Consider the following 22,204-nt stretch of genomic DNA (forward strand, 5'->3'; position numbering starts at 1 on the left):
GTCCGCCCCCGGCGAGGGTCGTGCGGAGGGGCGGGGAAACATGCCGAAGCCCGTTGCGGCGTCGGGACGGACCGTCACGGTGGGGCTCCTCGGGCGAAGCGGCTGGACCTGCTGATCCTCGCATGCGCCGCTGTCAGTGCGCGAGTGTCGTAGAGTTCGAGCCGTCACAGACGGAAGGCGGACACGGTTGTTCTACTGGTTCCTCAAGACGATCGTCATCGGGCCGATCATCAAGCTCCTCTTCCGTCCGTGGGTGGAGGGGGAGGAGAACATCCCCGAGGAGGGTGCCGCGATCTTCGCGAGCAACCACCTGTCCTTCTCCGACTCGATCTTCCTCCCGCTCGTCGTGTCCCGCCGCGTCACGTTCCTCGCCAAGAGCGACTACTTCACCGGCCGAGGCATCAAGGGCCGGCTCACGGCTGCCTTCTTCAAGGGCGTCGGGCAGCTGCCCGTCGACCGGTCGGGTGGCAAGGCGAGCAATGCCGCCCTGACCTCGGGCCTCAAGGTGCTGCGTCGCGGTGAGCTGCTCGGCATCTACCCCGAAGGCACCCGGTCACCCGACGGCCGCCTCTACCGCGGCCGCACCGGCGTGGCCCGGATGGCGCTCGAGGGCAAGGTCACCGTCATCCCCGTGGCCATGATCGGTACCGACAAGGCCCAGCCCACCGGCAAGGTCATCCCACGGATCATGCGGGTCGGGGTTCGGGTCGGCAAGCCGCTCGACTTCTCGCGCTACGAGGGCATGGAGGACGACCGCTTCGTCCTGCGCTCGATCACCGACGAGATCATGTACGAGCTGATGCTCCTCTCGGGCCAGGAATACGTCGACATGTACGCCACGTCGATGAAGGACCGGCTCGTCTCCGCGGCTCGGGCCAAGGCCCGTGAGCTGCAGGAGGCTGCCAAGCCCGGCAGTGCCGCGCCCGAGCTGGAGAAGGCTCTCGACGCCGCCGAGGGCAAGGCCCGCCCCGCCCCGGCCTCCGAGTCGTCCGGAACGACCTCGGCCTCGACCTCCGAGGACGACAGCGACGGCGACGCTCCCGTCGTGGCGGCGTCCTGACGTCATGGCTCGCACGCGGCACGGCGCGGGCCCGGAGCACGACGGTGTTCCCGACGGTGAGCCGGGCGATGTGCCGGGCGGCCCTGACACCGAACTGATCCCGGCTCCGGCGCCGCTGTCCGACGACGAGCTCCCCGCCGCCGTCTCGGCGCCCACGGTGGCCGTGCTCGACGACGAGCACGCCATCGTGCGCGGGCTATGGCGCGGCATCGACGTCTTCCGCTGCCTCGCCCTGGCGTATGCCGTGTGGTCGGTCTGGGAGCGGCACGAGCAGATCGCGCACCTCGTCGGGGCGGTCGCCATCCTCGGAGTCCTCGCCGGCTGGACGCTCGCGGTCACGTTGCGACCGGTGCGCACGGTCCGCGCCTACACCATCGAGCTCGCCATCGGTTGCTCCGCGATCCTCGCGACCCGGCTCGTCGACGACCCCGACGTCATCACTGCCGGGGCCAAGACCATCCCCTCGATCTGGCCCACCGCGGCCGTCATCGGGTTCGCGGTGCTGCGCGGCTGGCGCGGTGGTCTCGCAGCCGCCTCGCTCGTCGCGGCGTGCTCCTTCGTCGAGGTGGTCGAGCCGACTCCCAACACGATCAGCAACTCGATCTTCGGGCTCCTGCTCGGCGGCTGCATCGGCTACTGCGTCGACCTCGCCCGCTCGAGCCACGCGGCGCTCGCCGAGGCCATGCGGCTCGACGCGGCCCGCGCCGAGCGCGACCGGCTCGCCCGCACCGTGCACGACGGCGTCCTCCAGACGCTCGCCTTCATCAACCGGCGCGCGAGCGAGATCGGCGGGGAGGCGGCGCGGCTCGGTGCGATGGCCGGCGAGCAGGAGCGGATCCTGCGGACGCTCGTGAGCCAGACGGACCTCGCCGAGGTGGGCCGAGCCGTGAGCGGTGACGCCGACCTGCGGGGCCTGCTTCGCCATGTCGAGGGCGACGGCGTCCAGCTCGTCTCGCCCGCCGACGCCGTGCTCCTGCCACGAAGGGTCGCCGACGAGGTCGTCGCCGCCGTCGAGGCAGCCCTCGACAACGTCCGCAAGCATGCCGGTGACGACGCACGGGCGTGGGTGCTGCTCGACGACGACGGCGACGAGATCGCCGTCACGATCCGCGACTCCGGTCGTGGCCTACCGGAGGGTCGGCTCGAGGAGGCCGTCGGCCAGGGTCGTCTCGGCGTCTCGGCGTCCATCCTCGGACGCCTCGCCGACCTGGGAGGCACGGCCACCATCACGTCCGGGCCCGCCGGCGGCACGACGGTCGAGCTGCGGATCCCCAATCGCCGTACGACACGTCTGACCAACCGGCACCATGGTCGGCGGACGCCCGCGACGACCGAACGCGGGCCGCAGGTCGGCACCCAGGGACGAGGAGCACCGTGACGGAGCAGGAGGACGCCATGCCGCAGCAGGGGAGCAGCACGCCGCCCGAGCCCATCAGGGTCGTCGTCGCCGACGACCACCCGATGTGGCGCGACGCCGTCGCCCGTGACCTCGCCGACGCCGGCTTCGAGGTCCTCGCGACCGCGGACGACGGCCGGTCGGCGGTTGCGAGGACCCGGGCCACGGTGCCGGACGTCCTCGTCCTCGACCTCAACCTCCCGGGCCTGTCCGGCGCCCAGGTCTGCGCCGCCCTCACCGCGGCCCAGGTGCCGACCCGCATCCTCATCCTCTCGGCGAGCGGCGACCACCAGGACGTCCTCGACGCGGTCAAGGCCGGCGCGCTCGGCTACCTCGTGAAGTCGGCCGGACGTGAGGAGTTCCTCGCTGCCGTGCGGGCCACGGCCGCGGGGGAGCCCGTCTTCACCGCCGGCCTCGCCGGCCTCGTCCTCGGCGAGTTCCGGCGGGTCAAGGCCGCGGGTGGAGGCACCCCGGAGCGACCCATCCCCGAGCTGACCGACCGCGAGACCGAGATCCTCAAGTACGTCGCGACGGGCATGGGCTACAAGGAGATCGCGTCGACACTGTTCCTCTCGCACCGCACCGTGCAGAACCACGTGCAGAACATCTTCGGCAAGCTCCAGATGCACAACCGCGTCGAGCTCGTCCGCTTCGCGATGGAGCGCGGCCTCGACCTCGCCGACCCGACGTGACCCGCCTCGACCCGAGCTGACCGCGCTCCGCCGGCCGGACGGCATACGTCGTCGGTCGCGCGACCGCCGCGCTCGAAGGTTTCGGGATGCGGACCCGGGCGGGGGCACCCCCGTGCGACGTCTACTCTGGCGGGGTGAACACGAGGACCGCCACCGCCGATGCCGGCCTCGAACCCGTTGACGGGTCCGAGGCCCTCGCCGCCCTCACGGCCGCGGCCACCGAGCTCGAGGCCCAGCAGCAGCCTGCCTGGCCCGACACAGCGGCGCTGGCCGAGGTGATCGAGACCCTCGCCTCGTATCCTCCGCTCGTCTTCGCAGGCGAGTGCGACATCCTCACCGACCGGATGGCCAAGGCCGCAGTGGGTGAGGCCTTCGTGCTCCAGGGTGGCGACTGCGCCGAGACCTTCGCCTCCGCGACCGCCGACAACATCCGCGACCGCATCAAGACGATCCTCCAGATGGCCGCGGTGCTGACCTACGGCGCATCGGTGCCCGTCATCAAGATCGGGCGCATGGCCGGGCAGTACGCCAAGCCGCGCAGCTCGACCGTCGAGACCCGCGAGGGCGTCACCTTGCCCGCCTTCCGCGGCGACATGGTCAACGACTTCGCGTTCCACGAGACCGCCCGCATCCCCGACCCGCAGCGCCTCGTCCGGGCCTACCACGCGAGCTCGGCGACCCTCAACCTCGTGCGCGCCTTCACGACCGGTGGATTCGCCGACCTGCGGCACGTCCACGACTGGAACCGTGGCTTCGTCGCCAACTCGGCCAACCAGCGCTACGAGAAGATCGCCAAGGACATCGACAAGGCGATGCGCTTCATGTGGGCCTGTGGTGCCGACTTCGACGCCATGCGCACCGTCGAGTTCTACGCCGCCCACGAGGCGCTGCTGCTCGACTACGAGCGGCCCCTGACGCGCATCGACTCGCGCTCGGGGCGTCTCTACGACACGTCCGGCCACTTCGTCTGGGTCGGCGAGCGCACCCGTCAGCTCGATGGCGCCCACGTCGACTTCGTCTCGCGCATCAGCAACCCCATCGGCGTCAAGCTCGGGCCCAAGGCCGACATCGACGAGGTGCTGCGCCTCATCGACACGGTCGACCCGAACCGCACGCCGGGCCGCCTGACCTTCATCACCCGCATGGGCGCGGGCACGATCCGCGACGCCCTGCCGGCTCTCGTCGACAAGGTGACGGCGTCCGGTGCCACCGTGACGTGGATCTGCGACCCGATGCACGGCAACACCTTCGAGAGCCCGTCCGGCTACAAGACGCGTGACTTCGAGGACATCGTCGAGGAGGTGCGCGGCTTCTTCGAGGTGCACCAGTCGCTCGGCACGATCCCCGGCGGCATCCACGTCGAGCTCACCGGCAACGACGTCACCGAGTGCCTCGGCGGCGCGGAGAAGATCATCGACTCCGACCTCGAGAAGCGCTACGAGTCCGTGTGCGACCCCCGCCTGAACCACCAGCAGTCACTGGAGCTCGCGTTCCTCGTCGCCGAGATGCTCGGCCAGGCCTGAGCGGTGGCGGCGACGAGTCCCTTCCGGGCAGACCTGCTCAGCGACACCCTGACCCAGCCCTCCGAGGCCATGCGCGATGCCATGGCGCGAGCGGAGGTCGGCGACGACGTCTTCGGTGAGGACCCGACGCTGCGCGCCCTCGAGGAACGCGTCGCCGGGATGCTCGGGCACGAGGCCGCGCTCTTCACGCCCTCGGGCTCGATGGCCAACCAGCTCGGCGTGCGGCTGCACGTCAAGCCGGGCGAGGAGCTCATCGGTGACTCGCTCGCCCACGTCGTGCGGGCCGAGCTCGGTGCCGCCGCGGTGCTCTCGGGCATCTCGTCGCGCACCTGGGTCTCCGAGCGCGGTCGCTTCCGCGCCGACGACGCCGCGTCCCTCATGGTCACCGGTGTCGGGCCGTACCAGGTCTGCACGTCGCTCGTGATCGTCGAGAACACCCACAACTTCGGCGGCGGCACCGTGCAGTCGCTCGACGAGATCCGCCGGGCGCGGGAGGTCACGCGTCAGCGCGGGGTCGCCATGCACCTCGACGGGGCGCGGCTCTTCAACGCGCACGTCGCCTCCGGAGTGCCGGTCGGTGACTACGGCCGTGAGTTCGACACCGTCTCGATCTGTCTGAGCAAGGGTCTCGGCGCCCCGGTCGGCAGCGTGCTCGTCGGCTCGGCCGATGCCATGGCCGAGTCGCGCATCTGGCGCAAGCGCTTCGGCGGAGGCATGAGGCAGGCCGGGATCCTCGCTGCCGCAGGCCTTTTCGCGCTCGACCACAACGTCGAGCGCTTGGCCGACGACCACGCCCGGGCGCGACGAGCCGCCGAGGCGATGGCGGAGGCCGCACCCGGCGCCGTCGACCTGGCCACCGTCGAGACCAACATCGTCATCGTCGACGTGGCCGCGGTCGGCTGGACCTCCGCCGCCTTCGTCGACGCAGCCCTCGCCGCCGGGGTGAGGACGTATGCCGTGGGGCCGGGTGCCGTGCGTCTCGTCTGGCACCTCGACGTCGACGACGCCGGCACCGACGTCGCGATCGACGTCCTCACCGGCCTGCTGCGCGCGGCGCCCGAGGCCGCCTGACCCGGACGCACGCCGCCCTGTCCCGTTCGAGGTGATGTCGACGCCCTCGGGCGTGCCGCGATGACCTCGAACGGACGTCCGTGGTCGGGGTCAGACCTCGTGGTGGAGGGCCTCGGCGGGCAGCTCGCCCGGGCGCCGCCGCGCGAGGAGCTCGACGGCGTACATCGCGGTGAGCACGAGCGCGCCGCCGATGACCATCCGCAGCGTCGCGGTCTCGTCGCCCAGGGTCACGGCGAAGAACGCCGCGAAGACCGGCTCGAGCGTCATGACGATGGCCGCCCGCGTGGCCGGCATGTGCGCCTGCGCCCACGTCTGGACCCACAGGGCCAGGATGCTGGCGAAGACGACCATGTAGAGCACCGACGCCCACTGGCCCGGCCCGCTCGGCAGGACGACGCCACCGGGCAGGGCGCCGACGACGCAGAGCACGGCGATGACGACCATCTGCACGACGGACAGACCGGTCGCGATCTCCGAGGCGCTGTAGCGGCCGAGGCCGACGATGTGCAGGGCGTAGAGAGCGGCGGCGAGCAGGGTGATGGCCTCGCCGACCCCGACGGAGAAGCCGTTGAGCGAGAGCAGGGCCAGGCCCACGGTCGCGAGCCCGACCGCCGCCCAGGTGGATCCGGCCACGCGCTCGCGCAGCAGGACGGCGGTGAAGACCGGGGTGAGCACGACGTAGGTGCCGGTGATGAAGCCCGACACGGAGGCCGGTGTCGTCGCGAGGCCCTGCGTCTGGAAGATCTGGGCCAGACCGTAGAGGGCGCCGAGACCGACTCCGACGAGGACCTGACGACGGCTCAGGGCCCGCACCGGTCGCCAGAACACGAGGAGCATGATGACCGCGGACAGGCTGAAACGCACCGCGAGGAAGTCGACGGGCGGGACGGTCTCGACGAGATCGCGGATGAGGAAGAACGTCGAGCCCCACACGGCGGTGAGGGCGACGAGGAGCAGGGTGCCCAGGCGCGTGCGCGCCGCAGGTGTCACGGACGGCCTCAGACGATCGTCAGGTGGATCGTCGTGCCCTTGGGCACGGGCGTGCCCGCTGCGGGGTCCTGGGCCCGGACCTTCTTCTCGAAGAGCTCACCGAAGGGGTACTGCTTGTCGACCGTGAAGCCGAGATCGGTCAACGTCTTCTCGGCGGCGGTGTCCTGCTGGTCGGAGACGTTGGGCACGGGCACCAGCACCGGCCCCTTCGACACGACGACCGTGACGGCGTCGCCCCGGTGCAGCGTGCCCTTGTCGGGTGACTGCGAGACGACCTGGCCGGCGGGCACGGCGTCGCTGTTGACGTCCTCGCCGCGCTGCACCGTGAGCCCGGCCCTCGTGATGGCTGCCGAGGCCGCGTCGAACGGTGCGCCGGTGACCGTGGGCACCTCGATCGGCTCGCGCCCCTTCGAGACGACGACGGACACCGAGGTGCTGCGCTTGACGGACTCGCCGGGTGCGGGGTCCTGGGAGATGACGACTCCCTTGGCCACCGTCTCGCTCCACTCCTCGGAGCGGCCGCCGAGCCGGAGCGTCAGGGGTGACAGGGTCGCCCCGACGTCGCCGAGCCGGGCGCCGACGAGCTTCGGGACGGCATACCGCTCCTTGCCCTTGGAGACGACGAGACGGACGGTCGACTCCTTGCCGAGCTCGCTCCCCGCGCCGGGCTCGACGCGGAGCACGACGCCCTTGGCCCTGCCCTCGGAGAACTCCTCGACGGTCTCGACCGTCAGGGCGGCCTGTTCGATCGCGCCCTCGGCCTGAGCGACCGGCTGACCGACGACGGCCGGCACGACGGTCGAGCCTCCCGGTCCGGCCGTGAACCACCAGCCTCCGAACGCGACACCGCCGACGACGAGGACGGCCGCGAGCCAGAGCGGCCACCGTCGTCGGCGGCCGGCCCGTCGGTCGATCGGCATGGCTGCGGTGTGCTCGAGTGCGGGACCGTCGTCGTGGACGGGCATCCTGGCGAGGGCCGCGCGTCCGACCTCGTTGGGTCGGGTGCGGTGGCGCTCGGGGGAGCTCGGCAGGTCGGCCCGCTCCGGCCGAGCCGGGGCGGGCAGGTGCGTCGTCGACGAGACGGACGGCAGCACCGAGGTGGTGCCGGGGTCGGTGGCGACCGCGCTGCCACGTCGGTCGAGCTCGTCGGCCGTGAGGCCGCGGCGCACCCCCCGCAGCGCAGCGACGAACGCGGCGGCCGACTCGAAGCGGTCCTCGGGCTCGAGTGCCGTCGCGCGGGCGACGAGCTCGTCGAGCTCGGTGGGGACACCGGGGACGACCGAGCTCGGCGTGACGATCGAGCCGTGGACGTGGTTGTACGCGATCTGGATCGGGGTGCCACCGGTCACGGCCTTGCGACCGGTGAGCATCTCGAAGAGGAGCAGGCCGGCGGCATACACGTCGCTGCGGGTGTCGGCGACGCCGCGCTCCACCTGCTCGGGGGAGAGGTAGGAGACGGTGCCCAGCAGGACGCCCGTCTGGCTCGTCGCGGCCTGGTTGGTGATGGCGCGGGCGAGGCCGAAGTCGGCGACCTTCACCTCACCGTCGCGTCGCACGATGACGTTCTCGGGCTTGACGTCGCGGTGGATCATGCCGGCCACGTGGGCCGCCCTGAGCGCCAGGAGAATGGGCTCGAGGATGGCGAGCGCCTCACGTGCCGTGAGGGGCGCCTCCTCGTGGATGACGTCACGCAGGGTCTTGCCCTCGACGAGCTCCATGGCGAGGAAGACCTCGCCGTCGTCCTCGCCCTGGTCGAAGACGGCCACGACGTTGGGGTGGCTCAGGCGGGCCGCGGACCGGGCCTCGGCGCGGAAGCGCTCGACGAAGACGTCGTCGGTGGCGAGGCCGGGGCGCATGATCTTGAGCGCCACCTCCCGGTCGAGCCGTCCGTCCAGCGCCACGTAGACAGAGGCCATGCCTCCGTCTGCGAGGTGGGAGAGGATGCGGTACCTGCCGTCGATCACCCGACCGACGAGGGCGTCCGCCACGCTGGACGTCACGCCCCGCAGTTTACGGGCTGGGTCTGCGCATCCCGTGCAGGCCAGCCGCGGCGGGGTCTCGCGGTGCGGGCGCGCTGCCCGCCCCGATGGGCGCGCCGGTCAGGCCCACCGCGAGACCTCCGCCTGCGCTCCGCGCCCGAGGGGCCGTCCGGCGACCTCCCCGTCGGGCGGCCCGGGACGCGGAGCGGCACCCCGTCAGAGCCGGTCGTAGACGGCCATGACGTTGGCCACGTAGCGCTTCGTGTCCTCGTACATGCCCTTGGTGCGGACCGAGTAGAGGCCCTGGTAGTAGCCGGCGATGGCCTGCTCGCGCGAGTCCGCGCTGGCCTGCAGGGCGCGGATGATGAGGACGCCTCCGGTGATGTTGTCCTGCGTGTCGTAACGGTCGAGCGTCCGGCCCGCGAGCTGCGAGGCCCATGTCTGGGCCACCGGCATGAGCTGCATGACGCCGACGGCGTTGGTGTAGGAGACGGCGCGCTGGTACCACCCGGACTCGAGGTAGCCGATGGCGAGAGCGAGCTTCGGGTCGACGCCCTGGCGGGTCGCGGTCGCCCGGATCATCGCGGCGGTGTCGGTGCGGCTCGGCACGTCCATGGCCGCGAGCTTGGCCTTGCTCTCGGCGACGGCCTGCGCGGTCTTGCTGGGGTACTGGTAGCCGGGCGCGGGGGCCGGGGCGGGTGCCGGTGTCGTGGGCGCGGGGGCCGAGACGGTGCCGGGGATGACGATCTTCTGGCCCACGTAGATGCGGCTCGCGTCGGCCAGCTTGTTGGCCGCGAGCAGCTTGGTCAGCGAGACGCCGTAGCGCTGTGCGATGACGCTCATGCTGTCGCCGGCCTTGACGACGTAGATCGTGCCGGCACCGCTCGGGGTCGTCGGTCCCGTCGCCGGCTTCGAGGGCGTCGGGGTGGAGGGCTTGGGCGCCGACGGCGTCGGGGTGGCCGGTGCCTTCGCTCCGGGCACGCTGATCCGCTGCCCGACGAAGATGAGTCCTGCGTTGGCGAGCCGGTTCGCGGCGAGGAGCTTGGTCAGCGAGACCCCGTAGCGCTTGGCGATCCCGCTCATCGTCTCGCCCGCACGCACGACGTGGATGACGGTGGCGGTCGTGCTCGCCGGGCGGACGCTTGACGCCGTCGACGCGGCGGACCGGGCCGGGGTCGCCGAGGGGCGACCGGGCACGAGCAGCTTCTGCCCCGGGTGGATCACCGAACCGCGTGCGGTCAGCCGGTTCTTCTCGACGATCGCCTGGACGGTCGTGTGGTTGGCGAGGGCGAGGTGCCAGATCGTGTCACCCGGGCGGACCGTGACGGTCTTCCACGGGGTGGCGGCCACGGGGGCCACGGCGGCGTGTGCGGGTAGCGCGAGCGCGGCGACGTCGGCGAAGGGCATGGGGTGGAGTCCTTTCCTGGAGCCCGAGCTGAGTTCGAGAAGCGTGGAGGGGCGTTCGGAAGGGGTTCGGTGAGGTGCTGGAGGGTGCTGTGGTGCTGCTGCAGTGTTGTGAGGTGCTATGTGACGCTTGTGAGCGGAGTGGCGCCTGTGACGATAGCGCATAATTGAGCACTAAAACATAAATACACCCGTGTAATTCGCCCCGTTCTGCTCCAGCCCGCCTCGGTCGGCGGGGTGCGCGGACCGGTCGGGACGGTGGCAGACTCTCGTCCTGTGAGCGAGACCCCTGAGCTGCAGCCCGACGTGCCCACCACCCGTGACCTCGAGTCGCTCGTCGGGGAGTGGCTGACCGTTCCCGACGTTGCCGAGCGGTTCGGTCTGCAGCTGTCGCAGGTGCGCCAGCTCATCGCCGACCGCGAGGTGCTCGCGGCCCGCATCGGTGAGCGGCGCGTCGTCGCGATCCCGGCGAAGTTCTTCGACGAGACCGGCCCGCGGCCCGAGCTGCGCGGGACCTTCACCGTGCTCGCCGACGGCGGCATGGACGACGACGCGATCATCGAGTGGCTGCACACCCCCGACGAGACGCTGCCCGTCGAGGGCGCTCCCATCGACGCCATGCTGGCCGGCCACAAGACCGAGATCCGGCGCCGGGCGCAGGAGCTCGCTTTCTGAYGCGTCCGACGGACCGAGGGCGTATGCCGTCCGGCCGATTCGTCAGGACCGGCGGGTCGTCAGGACCGGCGGGCCGTCGAGACCGCGACGAGCGCCTCGAGGACGTCGAGCGCCGACGTGTCGTAGGAGCCTGTCGCCCGGGCCCGGTCGACGGCGCGGCAGGACTCGTCGGCCAGGGTCGCGATGAGGCTCTCGACCCGGTCGACCGCTCCGGTGTCGAGCAGCACCCTGCGGATCGCCTCGACGCCCGCGAGCTCGAGGTCGTCGCGCCCGAGGAGGCTCTCGACCGTGTCGCGGTCGGTGTCGGACGCCGCGTCGAGGGCGTGGGCCACGAGCACGGTGCGCTTGCCCTCGCGCAGGTCGTCACCCGCGGGCTTGCCGGTGGCCTCGGGGTCGCCGAAGACGCCGAGCAGGTCGTCGCGCAGCTGGAACGCCTCCCCGAGGGCGAGGCCGTAGTCCGACAGGGGAGCGAGCGACCCGTCCGGCGCGCCGCCGACGAGCGCCCCGATGAGCAGCGGGTGCTCGATGGTGTACTTCGCGCTCTTGAAGCGGATCACCTTGCGCGCCGAGGCGACCCGGGCGTCGAGGTCGAGCCCGTCCCAGCCGCGGGCGGACTCGAGCAGGTCGAGGAACTGGCCGCCCATGAGCTGCGTGCGCATCGAGTCGAAGAGCTGACGGCCGCGGGCCAGCTCGTCGGCGGGCAGGCCGCACGTCGCGTACAGCTCGTCGCACCACGTGAGGCACAGGTCGCCGGCCAGGATCGCGGTGCCCTCGCCGAAGCGGTCGGCGTCACCCGCCCAGCCACGCGCCTGGTGCAGCGAGGCGACGGCACGGTGCGCGGACGGCATACCCCGTCTCGTGTCGCTGCGGTCCATGACGTCGTCGTGGAGCAGGGCGGCGCCCTGGAAGAACTCCATGCTCGCGGCCAGGCGCACGAGGGCGTCGGAGTCGGCGCCACCGGCGGCGCGGTAGCCCCAGTAGAGGAAGCCGGCGCGCAGACCCTTGCCGCCGGTCAGCAGGCCGGACACGGCCGCGACGAGCGGGGCTGTCTCCTCTCCGATCGCGGCCAGCGACTGCGTGGCCCCGGCGATCTGCCCGTCGATCGCCTGCTGCACCCGACGGCGCAGCACATCGAGGTCGGTGGGGGTCTGCACGGGGTCCTCCATCGAGTCGCGGGAATCGGGGTCAGCCTACGCGGCGCGCGGGTGCGCCCGTGAACAGCCCGGACACCGCGGACGCGCGCGGCTTATGGTGTGCGGCATGGCACACGGCACGGCATCCTCGATGGCGCGGGCGGAGCGGTTCACGCGGTCCATCCCGGCGATGATCGAGGCCGACACCCCGACGTACAGCTTCGAGTTCTTCCCGCCCAAGGACGACGCGTCCGAGGCGCAGCTCTGGGACGCCATCCGACGCCTCGAGAAGGTGTCGCCGAGCTTCGTCTCGATCACCTACGGCGCCGGCGGCGGCACCCGCGACCGCACCGTCCGGCTCACCCAGCGCGTCCTCGAGGCGACCTCGCTGACGCCCATGGCGCACCTGACGTGCGTCGGGCACTCCGTCGCCGAGCTGCGCAGCATCGTCGGGTCGTATGCCGCCGCTGGGGTCCGCAACATCCTGGCCCTGCGCGGTGACCCCCAGGGCGGCCTCGGCCAGCCGTGGGTGGCGCACCCCGAGGGCCTCGACCACGCCGACGAGCTCGTCGCACTGGTCCGGGGGCTCGGCGACTTCACCGTCGGTGTCGCGGCCTTCCCCGACGGCCACCCCGAGTCGGGCGACATCAGCGAGGACGCAGAGACCCTGATCCGCAAGGAGCGCGCCGGCGCCGAGTTCGCCATCACCCAGATGGTCTTCGACGTCGACCACTACCTCCGGCTGCGCGACGAGCTCGCCCGGCGCGGGTCGCGGCTGCCGGTCGTCCCGGCGATCATGCCGATCACCAACGCCCGTCAGGTGGTGCGCATGGCGCAGCTGGCAGGGCAGCCGATGCCGACCGCGGTCACCGACCGTCTCGAGCGACACGGCGACGACGCCGCCGGGGTCCGCGCCGAGGGCATGGCGATCGCCACGGAGTCGTCGCGCCGCCTGCTCGACGAGGGTGCTCCCGGCATCCACTTCATCACGATGAACCGGTCGTCGGCGACGCTCGAGGTCTTCGGCAACCTCTGACCGGCGCGGAGACTCGGAGGACGAGGGGCCCCCCCGGCTGGAGGTGCGGCCAGCCCGACGACACGAGGACGACCGGCCCCCAGGGAAGGGCCGGCCGTCCGGTGCGTGGGCCGGGTCGGTCAGGTGGTGCTCGGCGGGGTGGCCGTGCCGTTGGGGGAGGCCGGGGCCTCGCCCGATTGGCCCGACTGGCCCTGGGGGCCGTCGCCGTCGTGGTCACCGCCACGGCCACCGGGTCCGCCCGTCCCGCCAGGTCCGCCCTCCTGGACGGCCGTCACGGCGAAGGACGCGTCGACCTGCACCGTGATGTGGGTGCCGTCGGTGCGCACCATGTGCGCCTCGTAGACGCCGTCCGAGTCGGTCTCGACGCGCTCGATCGTCGCGGTCGGCTCCTTGGCCTTGGCGGCCGCCGTCACCGTGGCGGCGACGTCGCCCGTGAGCAGCGTCTCGTCGAAGCGCATCGGCTTGCTCGGGTCGGTGTTGCCGTCGGTCTTGCCGTTGGTGTTGCCGTTGGTGTTGCCGTTGGCCCGGGGGCCCTCGCCGAGCTGGCCGTAGCTGGTGGTGGTGCGGGTGGCACCCGTCTCGTCCGCGCTCGCGAGGGCGGCCCCACCGAGCGCGAGCGCCGACGCGGCCACGATGCCGGCGCCTGCCAGCGCGATGGTCTTGTTCTTCATGCGTTCCCACTCCTTCGATGGGCTGGCCTCGTGCCAGCCGTGTCCACCGTCGGCAACAGCCCTGTGTCCCCACCCTCGTCAGGGTGGGGAGGTCCTGTGAGAGGACTGCGGACCTGTGGGGACCCAGGTCCGGGGGTGGCGGCGCTCACCGGGCGGGCCGGTCAGGTCTCCTGGTCGAAGGGTCGCTCGAGACGCTCGTCGGCCCGGGCCGACGGCGGCGGTGGCGCAGCGGTCCCGCGGCGCTCCCGGCGCTCGGAGGGCACGGCGATGCCGACGCGTTCGCCCCAGGCGTCGTAGCGGCGCTTGTAGCGGCGGATGCGTGCGGCCAGCTTGTAGACGAGGAACGCGCCGAGCACGAGGAAGAGCAGGGCGATGGCAGCGGCCCACCACGGGTGCGCGATGGCGAGGGCGGTGACGCCGGTGACGGTCACGTCCTCGGTGGTGCTGACGAGGACGTTGCTCGCCGGTTCGGGGGAGGTGTTGACGGCAGCGCGCAGCCCGGCCTTGATCCCGTGCGAGATGAGGGCCGTGACACCACCGGTCGCCGCGCCCACGGCGGCGTCGAGGCTCGCCGTGTCGTGGCCGATGAGGTAGCCGATCGTCGCCCCGACGGCCGGTCTGACGACGGTGTGCACGGAGTCCCAGGCGGAGTCGACGTAGGGGATCTTGTCGGCGAACATCTCGACGACGAAGAGGACGGCCGCCCCGATGAGCACGTCGGTGCGAGCCAAGGCGTTCGGGATCTGGCTCAGGTTGAAGACCTTGTCGGCCAGCCCGAGGACGAGCACGACGGCGTACGCGTTGATGCCGCTGCCCCACCCGGTGGTGAAGGCCATGGGGATGAGCTCGGCGCCCACGACACCCCTTCGGTCGTGCGCCGGTCGCGGTGCGCCGGTGCGGCTGTGGCCCGACCGGTCGGCCGAGCCCAGGTCCAACGTCCCTGACGCTCCCGTATTCCCGGGGGTGGCGCAACGGGGCGCGCTGCAGGCGGCGGAGGGGGCAGCGGAACGGGCCCGATCCGTGAGCGGACAGGACCCCTGCGCCCCTCCGTTCGCGGACCGAACCCGCGCCATCACTCTGTCGCCGGGGACGCCGCACGGACCTGAGCACGGGTACTCAGATCGGTCCGGAGCGGGGCGAAACGGACGCGTGCGGAGAGGTCGGCTGCGGCGGCTCGGGATCGCGTGGACGTGACCCGCGGACCGTCTTGACAGGCTGTCGGCGCCAGGGGTTAGGCTTCGAGTATAGAACAGGTGTTCGAACGTCGTCTCTTCGGGTGAGGTGCCCGGGAGGTGAGGTCCGAGCCGGTGTCCGAGCCAGTCAGTTGTCAGTCAGTTGTCAGTTCAAGTCGTCGGTTGGTGTCGGACCGCTCGTGTGGGGCGCGGGTGGTCTGGGTCGTGATGTCCGGCCTCGACGTGTCCGAGGGAGACGTGTCGTGGTGCGCAGGTTCAGTGACGCCGTGCAGGTGAGAGTGCGCGAGCGGGAGCAGCAGGAGCAGTCCGTCGTGGGCTCCGGTGGTCCGGTCGGAAGGTCGACCCGTCCGCCCGGGTCCTCGAGGTCCTCACGGGACTCCGGGTCGTCGGGACCCTCGGGTTCCGAGGCCGGGTCCCTCGAGGCGCCACCCGAGGCGTTCATCTGGCGCGRGCGCCTCTACGTCGTCCGAGGCGTCCTCGCCCAGTGGCGCGAGCGGCGGGCCTGGTGGCACGACGCGCTCGAGGCCGACGAGGCGCAGGTCCGTCCCGGCGAGACGCTCGTCGCCGCGGCGAGCGAGCAGCACGTCTGGCGCGTCGAGGCGAGCCCGGGATGGTCGTTCACGCCCGGGGTCTACGACCTCGCCCACGACGAGTCCCCGCGCGGCGACCACTGGTCGCTCGTCCGGGTCGCCGACTGAGCCCATGAGACGAGAGAGGAGAGGAACCACCATGACCACCGCCCACGACCTGCGCCGCCCACCCATCTCGGTCGCCGTGCTCGACCTGCTCGAGCGGGGCCGGACCACCCTCGAGACCGCGTGCCGCACGAGCGACGCGTCCGAGCGCTATCGCGACGCCCACCTCGGAGCCCTGCGCGCCGCCGCGGCCCTCGTCGCCGCCCGCACCGTGCCGTCGCCACGTTCGCGACCGCGCAGCGTGTGGCAGGTGCTGCCCGGGGTGGCCCCGGAGCTGGGGGAGTGGGCCGCCTTCTTCGCCGCCTGCTCGGCGCACCGGTCGGTCATCGACCGCGGCGGTCACATCAGCGCACGCGAGTCCGACGACCTGCTGCGCCAGGCCGAGATGTTCCTCGAGATCGTCCAGGACCTCCTCGGTGTCCCCGCGACGATCCCGCTGCCGCAGTCGATCACCCCGGTCTCGAGGAGCCGGGCGAGCGGGTGACGACCGGCATGACCACCACCATCACCAGCGGCCGCACGAGCAGCGCGGCCGGCAGCACCGAGAGCTTCGTGCACCTGCACGTCGCGTCCGGCTACTCCATGCGCTACGGCACGGCCAAGCCGCACCAGCTCGTCGAGCGTGCCGCGGCGTTCGGGCAGCCGGCGCTCGCCCTGACCGACCGCGACGGGCTCTACGGCGCCGTGAAGTTCGTCCGCTCCTGCATGGAGCACGACGTCGCGCCGGTCCTCGGCGTCGATCTCGCCCTCGGCCCCGAGCACCCCGAGCGCCAGCGCAGCCGTCCCGTGCGCACCCCGGTCCGTGGCGGCGCCCTCGTCGACCCGCGGCTCCCGCGGGTCACGGTGCTGGCCCGGGGCAGCAGCACCGGCCTCGCCCCGGGTGCCGGGTGGGCGGCGCTCTGTCGCCTCGTCACCGCCACCCACCTGCACGGCGAGCGCGGCAACCCGGTCACGTCCGCGGCCCTCGTCGCCGAGCACGCGCGCCTGCTGCCCACCCCGCCCGTCCCGTCCGCAGCGGAGGACGACCGGCCCGGCCGGTCCGAGGGCCGGGGTCGACCCGATGGACGAGGCGGACGGCATACGCCATCGGGGGCGGACGGTGGGCCGTCCCCGCTCGTCGTGCTCCTCGGGCCCGACTCCGACGTCGGTCGTGCGGTGCTCGCCAAGCGACGCGACCACGCCCGGGCGGCGMTCGAGCGCTGGGTCGCGCTGCTGCCGCGGGGCGCCGTCGTCGTCGAGGTCGTGTGCCACGGCGGGCCCGAGCACCAGCCCGGCAGCCTCGGCCAGGCCGGACGCATGCTCGCGCTCGCCCGCGAGGTCGGCGTGCCGAGCATCATCACGGCCGCGGTGCGCCACGCCGACCCGCAGGACGCCGCCATCGTCGACGTCCTCGACGCCGCCCGGCGGCTCGTCGCGCTCGACGCGCGCCACCTCGACCGCGTCACGACGGCCGGGCACCTCTCGCCGACGCCCCTCATGCACGCGCTCGCCCTCGACGTCGTCCAGGTCTCCGGCCCGGGGCTCGTCGGCGGCGGGTCGCTGGCCCGCGAGCAGGCCCGCGAGCTGCTCGCCCGCACGACGGCGCTCGCCGCCGAGTGCGTCCAGGACCCACGGGCCGACCTCGGCATCGGCTCGGTCCACCTGCCCGAGCCGGGTGTCCTCGGCATCCGGCCCGGCACCAACCCGCACCGCGTCCTCGCGCGACGGTGCCGCGAGTCCATCCCGACCCGCTACCCCGGCCGCACCGAGAGCGAGCTCGTCGCCGTCAGCGACCGTCTCGAGGACGAGCTCGGCGTCATCGAGACGCTCGGCTACGCGACGTACTTCCTCACCGTCGCCCAGGTCTGCGACCTCATCCGCGAGATGAGCGTGCGGGTCGCCGCCCGCGGGTCCGGGGCCGGGTCGCTCGTCAACTACCTCCTCGGCATCTCGGGCGTCGACCCGATGCGGCACGGGCTGCTCATGGAGCGCTTCTGCTCGCCGCTGCGGGCCGAGCTGCCCGACATCGACATCGACGTCGAGTCGGCCCGGCGCACCGAGATCTACGAGCGCATCCTCGACCACTTCGGCGGCGACCGGGTCACGTGCGTCTCGATGATGGACACCTACCGGGTGCGCCACGCGATCCGCGACGCCGGGGCCGCGCTCGGGCTCCCGCCGCCCGAGGTCGACGCCATGGCCAAGGCCTTCCCGCACATCGCCGCCCGCAACGTCCGCAACGCCCTGGCCGAGCTGCCCGAGCTCCGGGCGAGCGGCCTCGACGTGCCGCGCCTGCAGCTGATGTTCGACATCGTCGAGCGCCTCGACGGCCTGCCCCGGCACATCGCGCTGCACCCGTGCGGGGTCGTGCTGTCCGACTCCGTCCTGCTCGACCGCACCCCCGTCGAGGCGAGCTGGCTCGGCTTCCCGATGAGCCAGTTCGACAAGGACGACGTCGAGGAGATGGGGCTGCTCAAGCTCGACGTCCTCGGCATCCGGATGCAGTCCGCGATGGCGCACGCGATCGAGGAGGTCGAGCGCGTCGACGGCGACCACGTCGACCTCGACGACGAGTCGCAGGTGCCCTTCGACGACGAGCCGACCTTCGAGCTCGTCCGCTCGACAAAGACCCTCGGCTGCTTCCAGATCGAGAGCCCCGGACAACGCGAGCTCATCGGCAAGTTCGGGCCGCGCACCTTCGACGACCTCATCATCGACATCTCGCTCTTCCGGCCCGGCCCGGTCAAGAGCGACATGATCATCCCGTTCCTCAACGCGAGGCAGGGGTGGAAGGACCCGTCCTACCTCCACCCGTCGCTCGTCCCCGCGCTCGAGGAGACCGAGGGCGTCGTCGTCTTCCACGAGCAGGTGCTCATGATCGTCGCCGAGACCACCGGGGTGACCCTCGCCCAGGCCGACGAGGTGCGCCGTACGCTCGGCACGCCCGACGGGCAGAAGCGGATCGAGGCGTGGTGGCGACCGGCGGCCCGGGACCGCGGCTACGCGCCCGAGGTCGCCGACAAGATCTGGGAGGTCCTCAAGGCGTTCGCCTCGTTCGGGTTCTGCAAGGCGCACGCCGCGGCCTTCGCGCTGCCCACCTACCAGTCGGCCTGGCTCAAGACGCACCACCCGGCAGCCTTCCTCGCCGGGGTGCTCACCCACGACCCCGGGATGTACCCCAAGCGCCTCATCCTCGACGACGCCCGCACCTTCGGCATCGCGATCCTCGGGCTCGACGTCAACGTCTCGACCGGCGCCTACCGCTTCGAACGCACCGACGACGGCGGCGAGGCCATCCGGCTGTCGCTCGCCGACGTCCACGGCATCAGCGAGGCCGAGGTCGCGCAGATCGTCGCCGGACAGCCCTACTCCAGCCTCTCCGACTTCTGGCAGCGCGCCCACGTGTCGCGGCCCGTCGCCGAGAAGCTCGTGCTCGCAGGGGGATTCGACTCGTTGCACGACATCGACCTCGGTGGTCCGTCCCGTCTCGACGAGAGCGGGGCCGGGGTCGTGGGCCGGGCGCGGGGCGGCCTCGGCCGTCGTGGCCGGGTCACCCGGCGCGACCTGCTGCTCCACGTCGCCGAGCTCGACCGCTGGTCCTCCTCGCAGCGGTCGTCACGCCGCTCCTCCCATCGGGTCTCGGCCGCGAGCCGGTCGTCGGGACCGGGCTCCTCACGGGGTCGCGTCACGTCCGTCTCCGCCACGGGAGACATCCGAGCCCTCGCCGCAGCCCAGTCGCAGGGCTCCGCCGGGGCGCCCGAGCAGATCGCGACCCAGCTGACGCTCGACCTCGGCGACACGCCGCGGCTCTCCGCGACGAGCGGCCTGCCGGAGATGACCGGCCCGGAGCGGGTCCGGGCCGAGCTCGAGGTGCTCGGCCTCGACGCGAGCGGTCACGTCGTCGACTTCTACGGCCCGCTGCTCGACGCGCTCGGCGTGACCCGGGCGCGCGACCTGCTCTCCGGGCGCAGCGGCCGCGAGGTCCTCGTCGCCGGGGTCAAGGTCGCCACCCAGACCCCGCCGATCCGCACCGGGCGCCGCGTCGTCTTCCTCACGCTCGACGACGCCACCGGCCCGGCCGACCTCACCTTCTTCGAGGACGTCCAGGGCCCGTATGCCGCCACCGTCTTCCACTCGTGGCTGCTGCTCTGCCGAGGGGTCGTGCGGCGCACCGGTCCACGCGGCGTCTCGATCCGGGCGACCGGCGCGTGGGAGCTCTCGGGCCTGCAGGACGCGTGGACGTCCGGGGGCATCACCGCCGTCCGCGACGCGCTCGAGGCCGCCGACCGGTCGGCGTGGGAGCGCGCCACCGCGCTCGCCGGACCCGATGGGGCACGGGCCGGCGTCGGCGAGGGGCCGGACGGCCGGCGGGTGCTCGTCCACGCCTCGGGGTTCAAGCAGTCGCCGTACGCCGACATCAAGCCGGCGGGCGACGACGTCCGGGGACCGCGCGGCACGAGCGGGCTCGTGCCCACCGAGACGGTGGGCGGCCCGCCACGCAAGCTGTGGCACGCGAGTCCGGGAAGCTCGGGGCACTAGGGTGATGACGCACACGAACCACACGCGGCACCACGCGTACCACGTTCCCAGACGGAGGATCCCGTGCCCGACGAGCAGCGCCCCCAGCGACGTGGAGGGGTCCGGCCGTCGGCCGTCGTCTCGGCCGTGGGACACCTCGCCGACGAGTGCTCGCAGCGCCTCGGCCGGCCGCTCGAGGTGCTCGACCTCGGTGGCGGCACCGGTGGTGTCGCCGTCCCGCTCGCCGAGGCCGGTCACCACGTCACCGTCGTCGACCCCAGCCCCGACGCCCTCGCCTCGCTCGGTCGCCGGGCCCGCGAGGCCGGCATCGTCGACCGCATCACGGCCGTCCAGGGCGACGGCGACTCCCTCGGCTCCGTCCTGGCCGGGCGCCACGTCGACCTCGCCTGCTGCCACGGCACGCTCGAGTTCGTCGACGACCCCGCGGCGACGCTCCACGCCATCGCGCAGGCGCTGGGTGCCGGCGGCGTCCTGTCCCTGCTCGTCTCCGGCCGGCTGTCCGTCGTCTTCGCCAAGGCCATCGCCGGTGAGTTCGGCCAGGCCCGTGCGGCCCTCGTCGACCCCTCCGGTCGCTGGGGGAGCACCGACCCGCTGCCGCGCCGCTTCGACGTCGAGCAGCTCGAGACGCTCCTCGCCGACGCCGGCTTCACCGACGTCCGGGTGCGTGGCACCAACATCCTCGGCCACCTCGTCCCGGCCTCGCTCATCGACTCCGAGGCCGACCGCGTCGCCTTGGCCGAGCTCGACGAGCTGCTCGTCACCGGTCCGGGGCGCGAGTTCCTCCGGACCCTCGGCAATGCCCTCCACGTCGTCGCGCGCCGCGACTGACCGCGCCCTCGTGAGCGCGTCGACCCGTCCGACGGGCCGACGATGAGCCGCCGCCAGTTCACCGCGCCGACCCGGGCCGGCTCCGAGCCACCCGACGACACCGGCTGCACCGTCCTGCACGTCGACATGGACGCCTTCTACGCGTCCGCCTCGCTCATCTCGCGGCCTGAGCTGCGGGGGAGACCCGTCATCATCGGCGGCGCGAGCGGGCGGTCCGTGGTGCTCTCGGCCACCTACGAGGCGCGGGCCTTCGGGGTCACCTCGGCGATGCCGATGGCCCGGGCCCAGCGGCTGTGCCCGCAGGCAGTCATCATCGAGCCCGACCACCGCCGCTACGCCGCCATCTCCGAGGCCGTCATGGCGACCTTCGCGACGATCACCGACAGCGTCGAGCCCCTCTCGCTCGACGAGGCCTTCCTCGACGTCTCCGGGGCCGTGCGCCGTCTGGGCCGTCCGACCCAGATCGCCGAGCAGCTGCGCGACACGATCGCCGACGAGCAGGGCATCACGTGCTCCGTGGGGGTGGCCTCGACGAAGTTCGTCGCCAAGCTCGCCTCCAACCTCGCCAAGCCCGACGGGCTCATCGTCGTGCCGCGCGAGGAGGTCGTCTCGTTCCTGCACCAGCTGCCCGTCGGCGCGATCTGGGGCGTCGGCGACAAGACCGAGGAGCACCTGCACCGCCTCGGCCTGCGCACCGTCGCCGACCTCGCGCACACGCCCGTCGAGACCCTCCAGCGGGCCCTCGGCGACGTCTCCGGCCGGAGCCTGCACGACCTCGCGTGGGGTCGTGACCCCCGGTCCGTCGTGCCGGAGCGACGCGAGAAGTCGATCGGTGCCGACGAGACCTTCGCGCACGACATCGACGACCCCGTCCGCATCCACCGCGAGCTGCTGCGCCTCGCCGACCGCACCGCGGCCCGGGCCCGGTCCGCCGGCATGACGGGGCGCACCGTGTCGATCAAGGTCCGCTTCGCCGACTTCACGACGATCACCCGCGCCAAGACGCTGCGCCACCACACCGACGTGTCACGCGACATCTTCGCGACGGCCCGCGAGCTCTACGACCGCCTCGGCCTCCAACGCGCCCGCATCCGGCTCGTCGGGGTCCGCCTCGAGGGGCTCGTCCCGTCGGCCGTCGCCCCCATCCAGGCCACCCTCGACGAGCCCGAGCACGGGTGGCGCGAGGCCGACCGCGCGGTCGACCGCGCGAGCGCCAGATTCGGAGCCGGGTCGGTGCGTCCGGCGTCACTCATGCCCGAGCGACCCTCGGGTTCCCAACGCGCTCGGCGAGACCTATCCTGAGGGAAAGAAGTCCGCGTCGGCCGTTTCCGACATACGAT

General features: G+C 72.6%; 18 protein-coding genes. 12 read left to right on the plus strand and 6 right to left on the minus strand.

All coding sequences use genetic code 11. The features are described 5' to 3' along the window. The first annotated feature begins 187 nt into the window (after window positions 1-187). The 5 genes from AB4Y83_RS14525 (at window position 188) to AB4Y83_RS14545 (ending at window position 5,742) form a co-directional block, all read left to right on the plus strand. Window positions 188-1,060: a lysophospholipid acyltransferase family protein gene (locus AB4Y83_RS14525; RefSeq protein WP_442297318.1), complete on the plus strand. Its 873-nt coding sequence runs from the start codon at window positions 188-190 to the stop codon at window positions 1,058-1,060. A gap of 4 nt (window positions 1,061-1,064) precedes the next feature. After that, window positions 1,065-2,438 (plus strand): MacS family sensor histidine kinase, encoded by a 1,374-nt coding sequence (gene macS / locus AB4Y83_RS14530; protein ID WP_442275923.1) that lies wholly within the window; start codon window positions 1,065-1,067, stop codon window positions 2,436-2,438. Then, window positions 2,435-3,148, plus strand: coding sequence for a response regulator (locus tag AB4Y83_RS14535; RefSeq protein WP_442297319.1), 714 nt, complete (start codon window positions 2,435-2,437; stop codon window positions 3,146-3,148). Before macS ends, AB4Y83_RS14535 begins: the two co-directional genes overlap by 4 nt. A gap of 86 nt (window positions 3,149-3,234) precedes the next feature. After that, the gene (locus tag AB4Y83_RS14540) at window positions 3,235-4,671 is read left to right on the plus strand and encodes a class II 3-deoxy-7-phosphoheptulonate synthase (RefSeq protein ID WP_442275925.1); all 1,437 of its coding nucleotides are present in this window, start codon (window positions 3,235-3,237) and stop codon (window positions 4,669-4,671) included. A gap of 3 nt (window positions 4,672-4,674) precedes the next feature. Next, entirely contained in the window at window positions 4,675-5,742 is a 1,068-nt protein-coding gene (locus tag AB4Y83_RS14545; protein WP_442275926.1) for a threonine aldolase family protein, read from the plus strand. A 90-nt stretch (window positions 5,743-5,832) separates the two neighbouring features. Here the strand turns inward: AB4Y83_RS14545 and AB4Y83_RS14550 are convergent, their stop codons facing one another. The 3 genes from AB4Y83_RS14550 to AB4Y83_RS14560 form a co-directional block, all read right to left on the minus strand. Then, on the minus strand, window positions 5,833-6,732 hold the full coding sequence (locus tag AB4Y83_RS14550; protein ID WP_442297320.1) for a DMT family transporter: 900 nt from the start codon (window positions 6,730-6,732) through the stop codon (window positions 5,833-5,835). An 8-nt stretch (window positions 6,733-6,740) separates the two neighbouring features. After that, window positions 6,741-8,732: a Stk1 family PASTA domain-containing Ser/Thr kinase gene (pknB, locus tag AB4Y83_RS14555; protein WP_442297321.1), complete on the minus strand. Its 1,992-nt coding sequence runs from the start codon at window positions 8,730-8,732 to the stop codon at window positions 6,741-6,743. Window positions 8,733-8,927: 195 nt separating this feature from the next. Then, entirely contained in the window at window positions 8,928-10,118 is a 1,191-nt protein-coding gene (locus AB4Y83_RS14560; protein ID WP_442297322.1) for a LysM peptidoglycan-binding domain-containing protein, read from the minus strand. Window positions 10,119-10,391: 273 nt separating this feature from the next. On the opposite strand from AB4Y83_RS14560, the gene AB4Y83_RS14565 reads away from it, so the two are divergent. Further along, window positions 10,392-10,790, plus strand: a complete 399-nt coding sequence (locus AB4Y83_RS14565) for an Rv2175c family DNA-binding protein (protein WP_442297323.1) — start codon at window positions 10,392-10,394, stop codon at window positions 10,788-10,790. A 59-nt stretch (window positions 10,791-10,849) separates the two neighbouring features. Here the strand turns inward: AB4Y83_RS14565 and AB4Y83_RS14570 are convergent, their stop codons facing one another. Next, window positions 10,850-11,956 (minus strand): polyprenyl synthetase family protein, encoded by a 1,107-nt coding sequence (locus AB4Y83_RS14570; RefSeq protein WP_442275931.1) that lies wholly within the window; start codon window positions 11,954-11,956, stop codon window positions 10,850-10,852. A gap of 94 nt (window positions 11,957-12,050) precedes the next feature. Here AB4Y83_RS14570 and AB4Y83_RS14575 point away from each other — a divergent pair, with 94 nt between their 5' ends. Continuing rightward, window positions 12,051-12,959 carry a methylenetetrahydrofolate reductase gene (locus tag AB4Y83_RS14575; protein ID WP_442275932.1) on the plus strand — a complete coding sequence of 303 codons (909 nt, stop codon included), beginning with the start codon at window positions 12,051-12,053 and terminating at the stop codon, window positions 12,957-12,959. Window positions 12,960-13,078: 119 nt separating this feature from the next. Here the strand turns inward: AB4Y83_RS14575 and AB4Y83_RS14580 are convergent, their stop codons facing one another. Beyond that, on the minus strand, window positions 13,079-13,630 hold the full coding sequence (locus AB4Y83_RS14580) for a hypothetical protein (protein ID WP_442297324.1): 552 nt from the start codon (window positions 13,628-13,630) through the stop codon (window positions 13,079-13,081). Window positions 13,631-13,791: 161 nt separating this feature from the next. Next, window positions 13,792-14,487 carry a DUF4126 domain-containing protein gene (locus AB4Y83_RS14585; protein WP_442297325.1) on the minus strand — a complete coding sequence of 232 codons (696 nt, stop codon included), beginning with the start codon at window positions 14,485-14,487 and terminating at the stop codon, window positions 13,792-13,794. A 578-nt stretch (window positions 14,488-15,065) separates the two neighbouring features. Between AB4Y83_RS14585 and AB4Y83_RS14590 the strand changes: the two genes are divergently transcribed. The 5 genes from AB4Y83_RS14590 to dinB all read left to right on the plus strand — a co-directional run bounded on the left by AB4Y83_RS14590 (window position 15,066) and on the right by dinB (window position 22,166). Continuing rightward, a complete protein-coding gene (locus AB4Y83_RS14590) occupies window positions 15,066-15,521 on the plus strand; it encodes a DUF6504 family protein (RefSeq protein ID WP_442297326.1) in 456 nt (151 codons plus the stop codon). Window positions 15,522-15,552: 31 nt separating this feature from the next. Further along, window positions 15,553-16,002 carry an SAV_6107 family HEPN domain-containing protein gene (locus AB4Y83_RS14595; RefSeq protein ID WP_056781063.1) on the plus strand — a complete coding sequence of 150 codons (450 nt, stop codon included), beginning with the start codon at window positions 15,553-15,555 and terminating at the stop codon, window positions 16,000-16,002. Window positions 16,003-16,010: 8 nt separating this feature from the next. Next, window positions 16,011-20,036, plus strand: a complete 4,026-nt coding sequence (locus AB4Y83_RS14600) for a DNA polymerase III subunit alpha (RefSeq protein WP_442297327.1) — start codon at window positions 16,011-16,013, stop codon at window positions 20,034-20,036. Between the two features lie 63 nt (window positions 20,037-20,099). After that, the gene (locus tag AB4Y83_RS14605) at window positions 20,100-20,864 is read left to right on the plus strand and encodes a class I SAM-dependent methyltransferase (protein WP_442275937.1); all 765 of its coding nucleotides are present in this window, start codon (window positions 20,100-20,102) and stop codon (window positions 20,862-20,864) included. Window positions 20,865-20,906: 42 nt separating this feature from the next. Next, window positions 20,907-22,166: a DNA polymerase IV gene (dinB, locus tag AB4Y83_RS14610; RefSeq protein ID WP_442297328.1), complete on the plus strand. Its 1,260-nt coding sequence runs from the start codon at window positions 20,907-20,909 to the stop codon at window positions 22,164-22,166. Window positions 22,167-22,204 lie beyond the last annotated feature (38 nt).

The sequence above is a fragment of the Terrabacter sp. RAF57 genome, from assembly GCF_052113925.1.
GTDB lineage: Bacteria > Actinomycetota > Actinomycetes > Actinomycetales > Dermatophilaceae > Terrabacter.

What these genes read in the sequence shown, in the direction of transcription:
- macS (WP_442275923.1), top strand. Translation starts at nt 1,065, where the DNA reads ATGGCTCGCACGCGGCACGGCGCGGGCCCGGAGCACGACGGTGTTCCC.
- AB4Y83_RS14580 (WP_442297324.1), bottom strand. Translation starts at nt 13,630, where the DNA reads ATGAAGAACAAGACCATCGCGCTGGCAGGCGCCGGCATCGTGGCCGCG.
- dinB (WP_442297328.1), top strand. Translation starts at nt 20,907, where the DNA reads ATGAGCCGCCGCCAGTTCACCGCGCCGACCCGGGCCGGCTCCGAGCCA.
- AB4Y83_RS14540 (WP_442275925.1), top strand. Translation starts at nt 3,235, where the DNA reads ATGCGGACCCGGGCGGGGGCACCCCCGTGCGACGTCTACTCTGGCGGG.
- AB4Y83_RS14560 (WP_442297322.1), bottom strand. Translation starts at nt 10,118, where the DNA reads ATGCCCTTCGCCGACGTCGCCGCGCTCGCGCTACCCGCACACGCCGCC.
- AB4Y83_RS14570 (WP_442275931.1), bottom strand. Translation starts at nt 11,956, where the DNA reads ATGGAGGACCCCGTGCAGACCCCCACCGACCTCGATGTGCTGCGCCGT.
- AB4Y83_RS14575 (WP_442275932.1), top strand. Translation starts at nt 12,051, where the DNA reads ATGGCACACGGCACGGCATCCTCGATGGCGCGGGCGGAGCGGTTCACG.
- AB4Y83_RS14595 (WP_056781063.1), top strand. Translation starts at nt 15,553, where the DNA reads ATGACCACCGCCCACGACCTGCGCCGCCCACCCATCTCGGTCGCCGTG.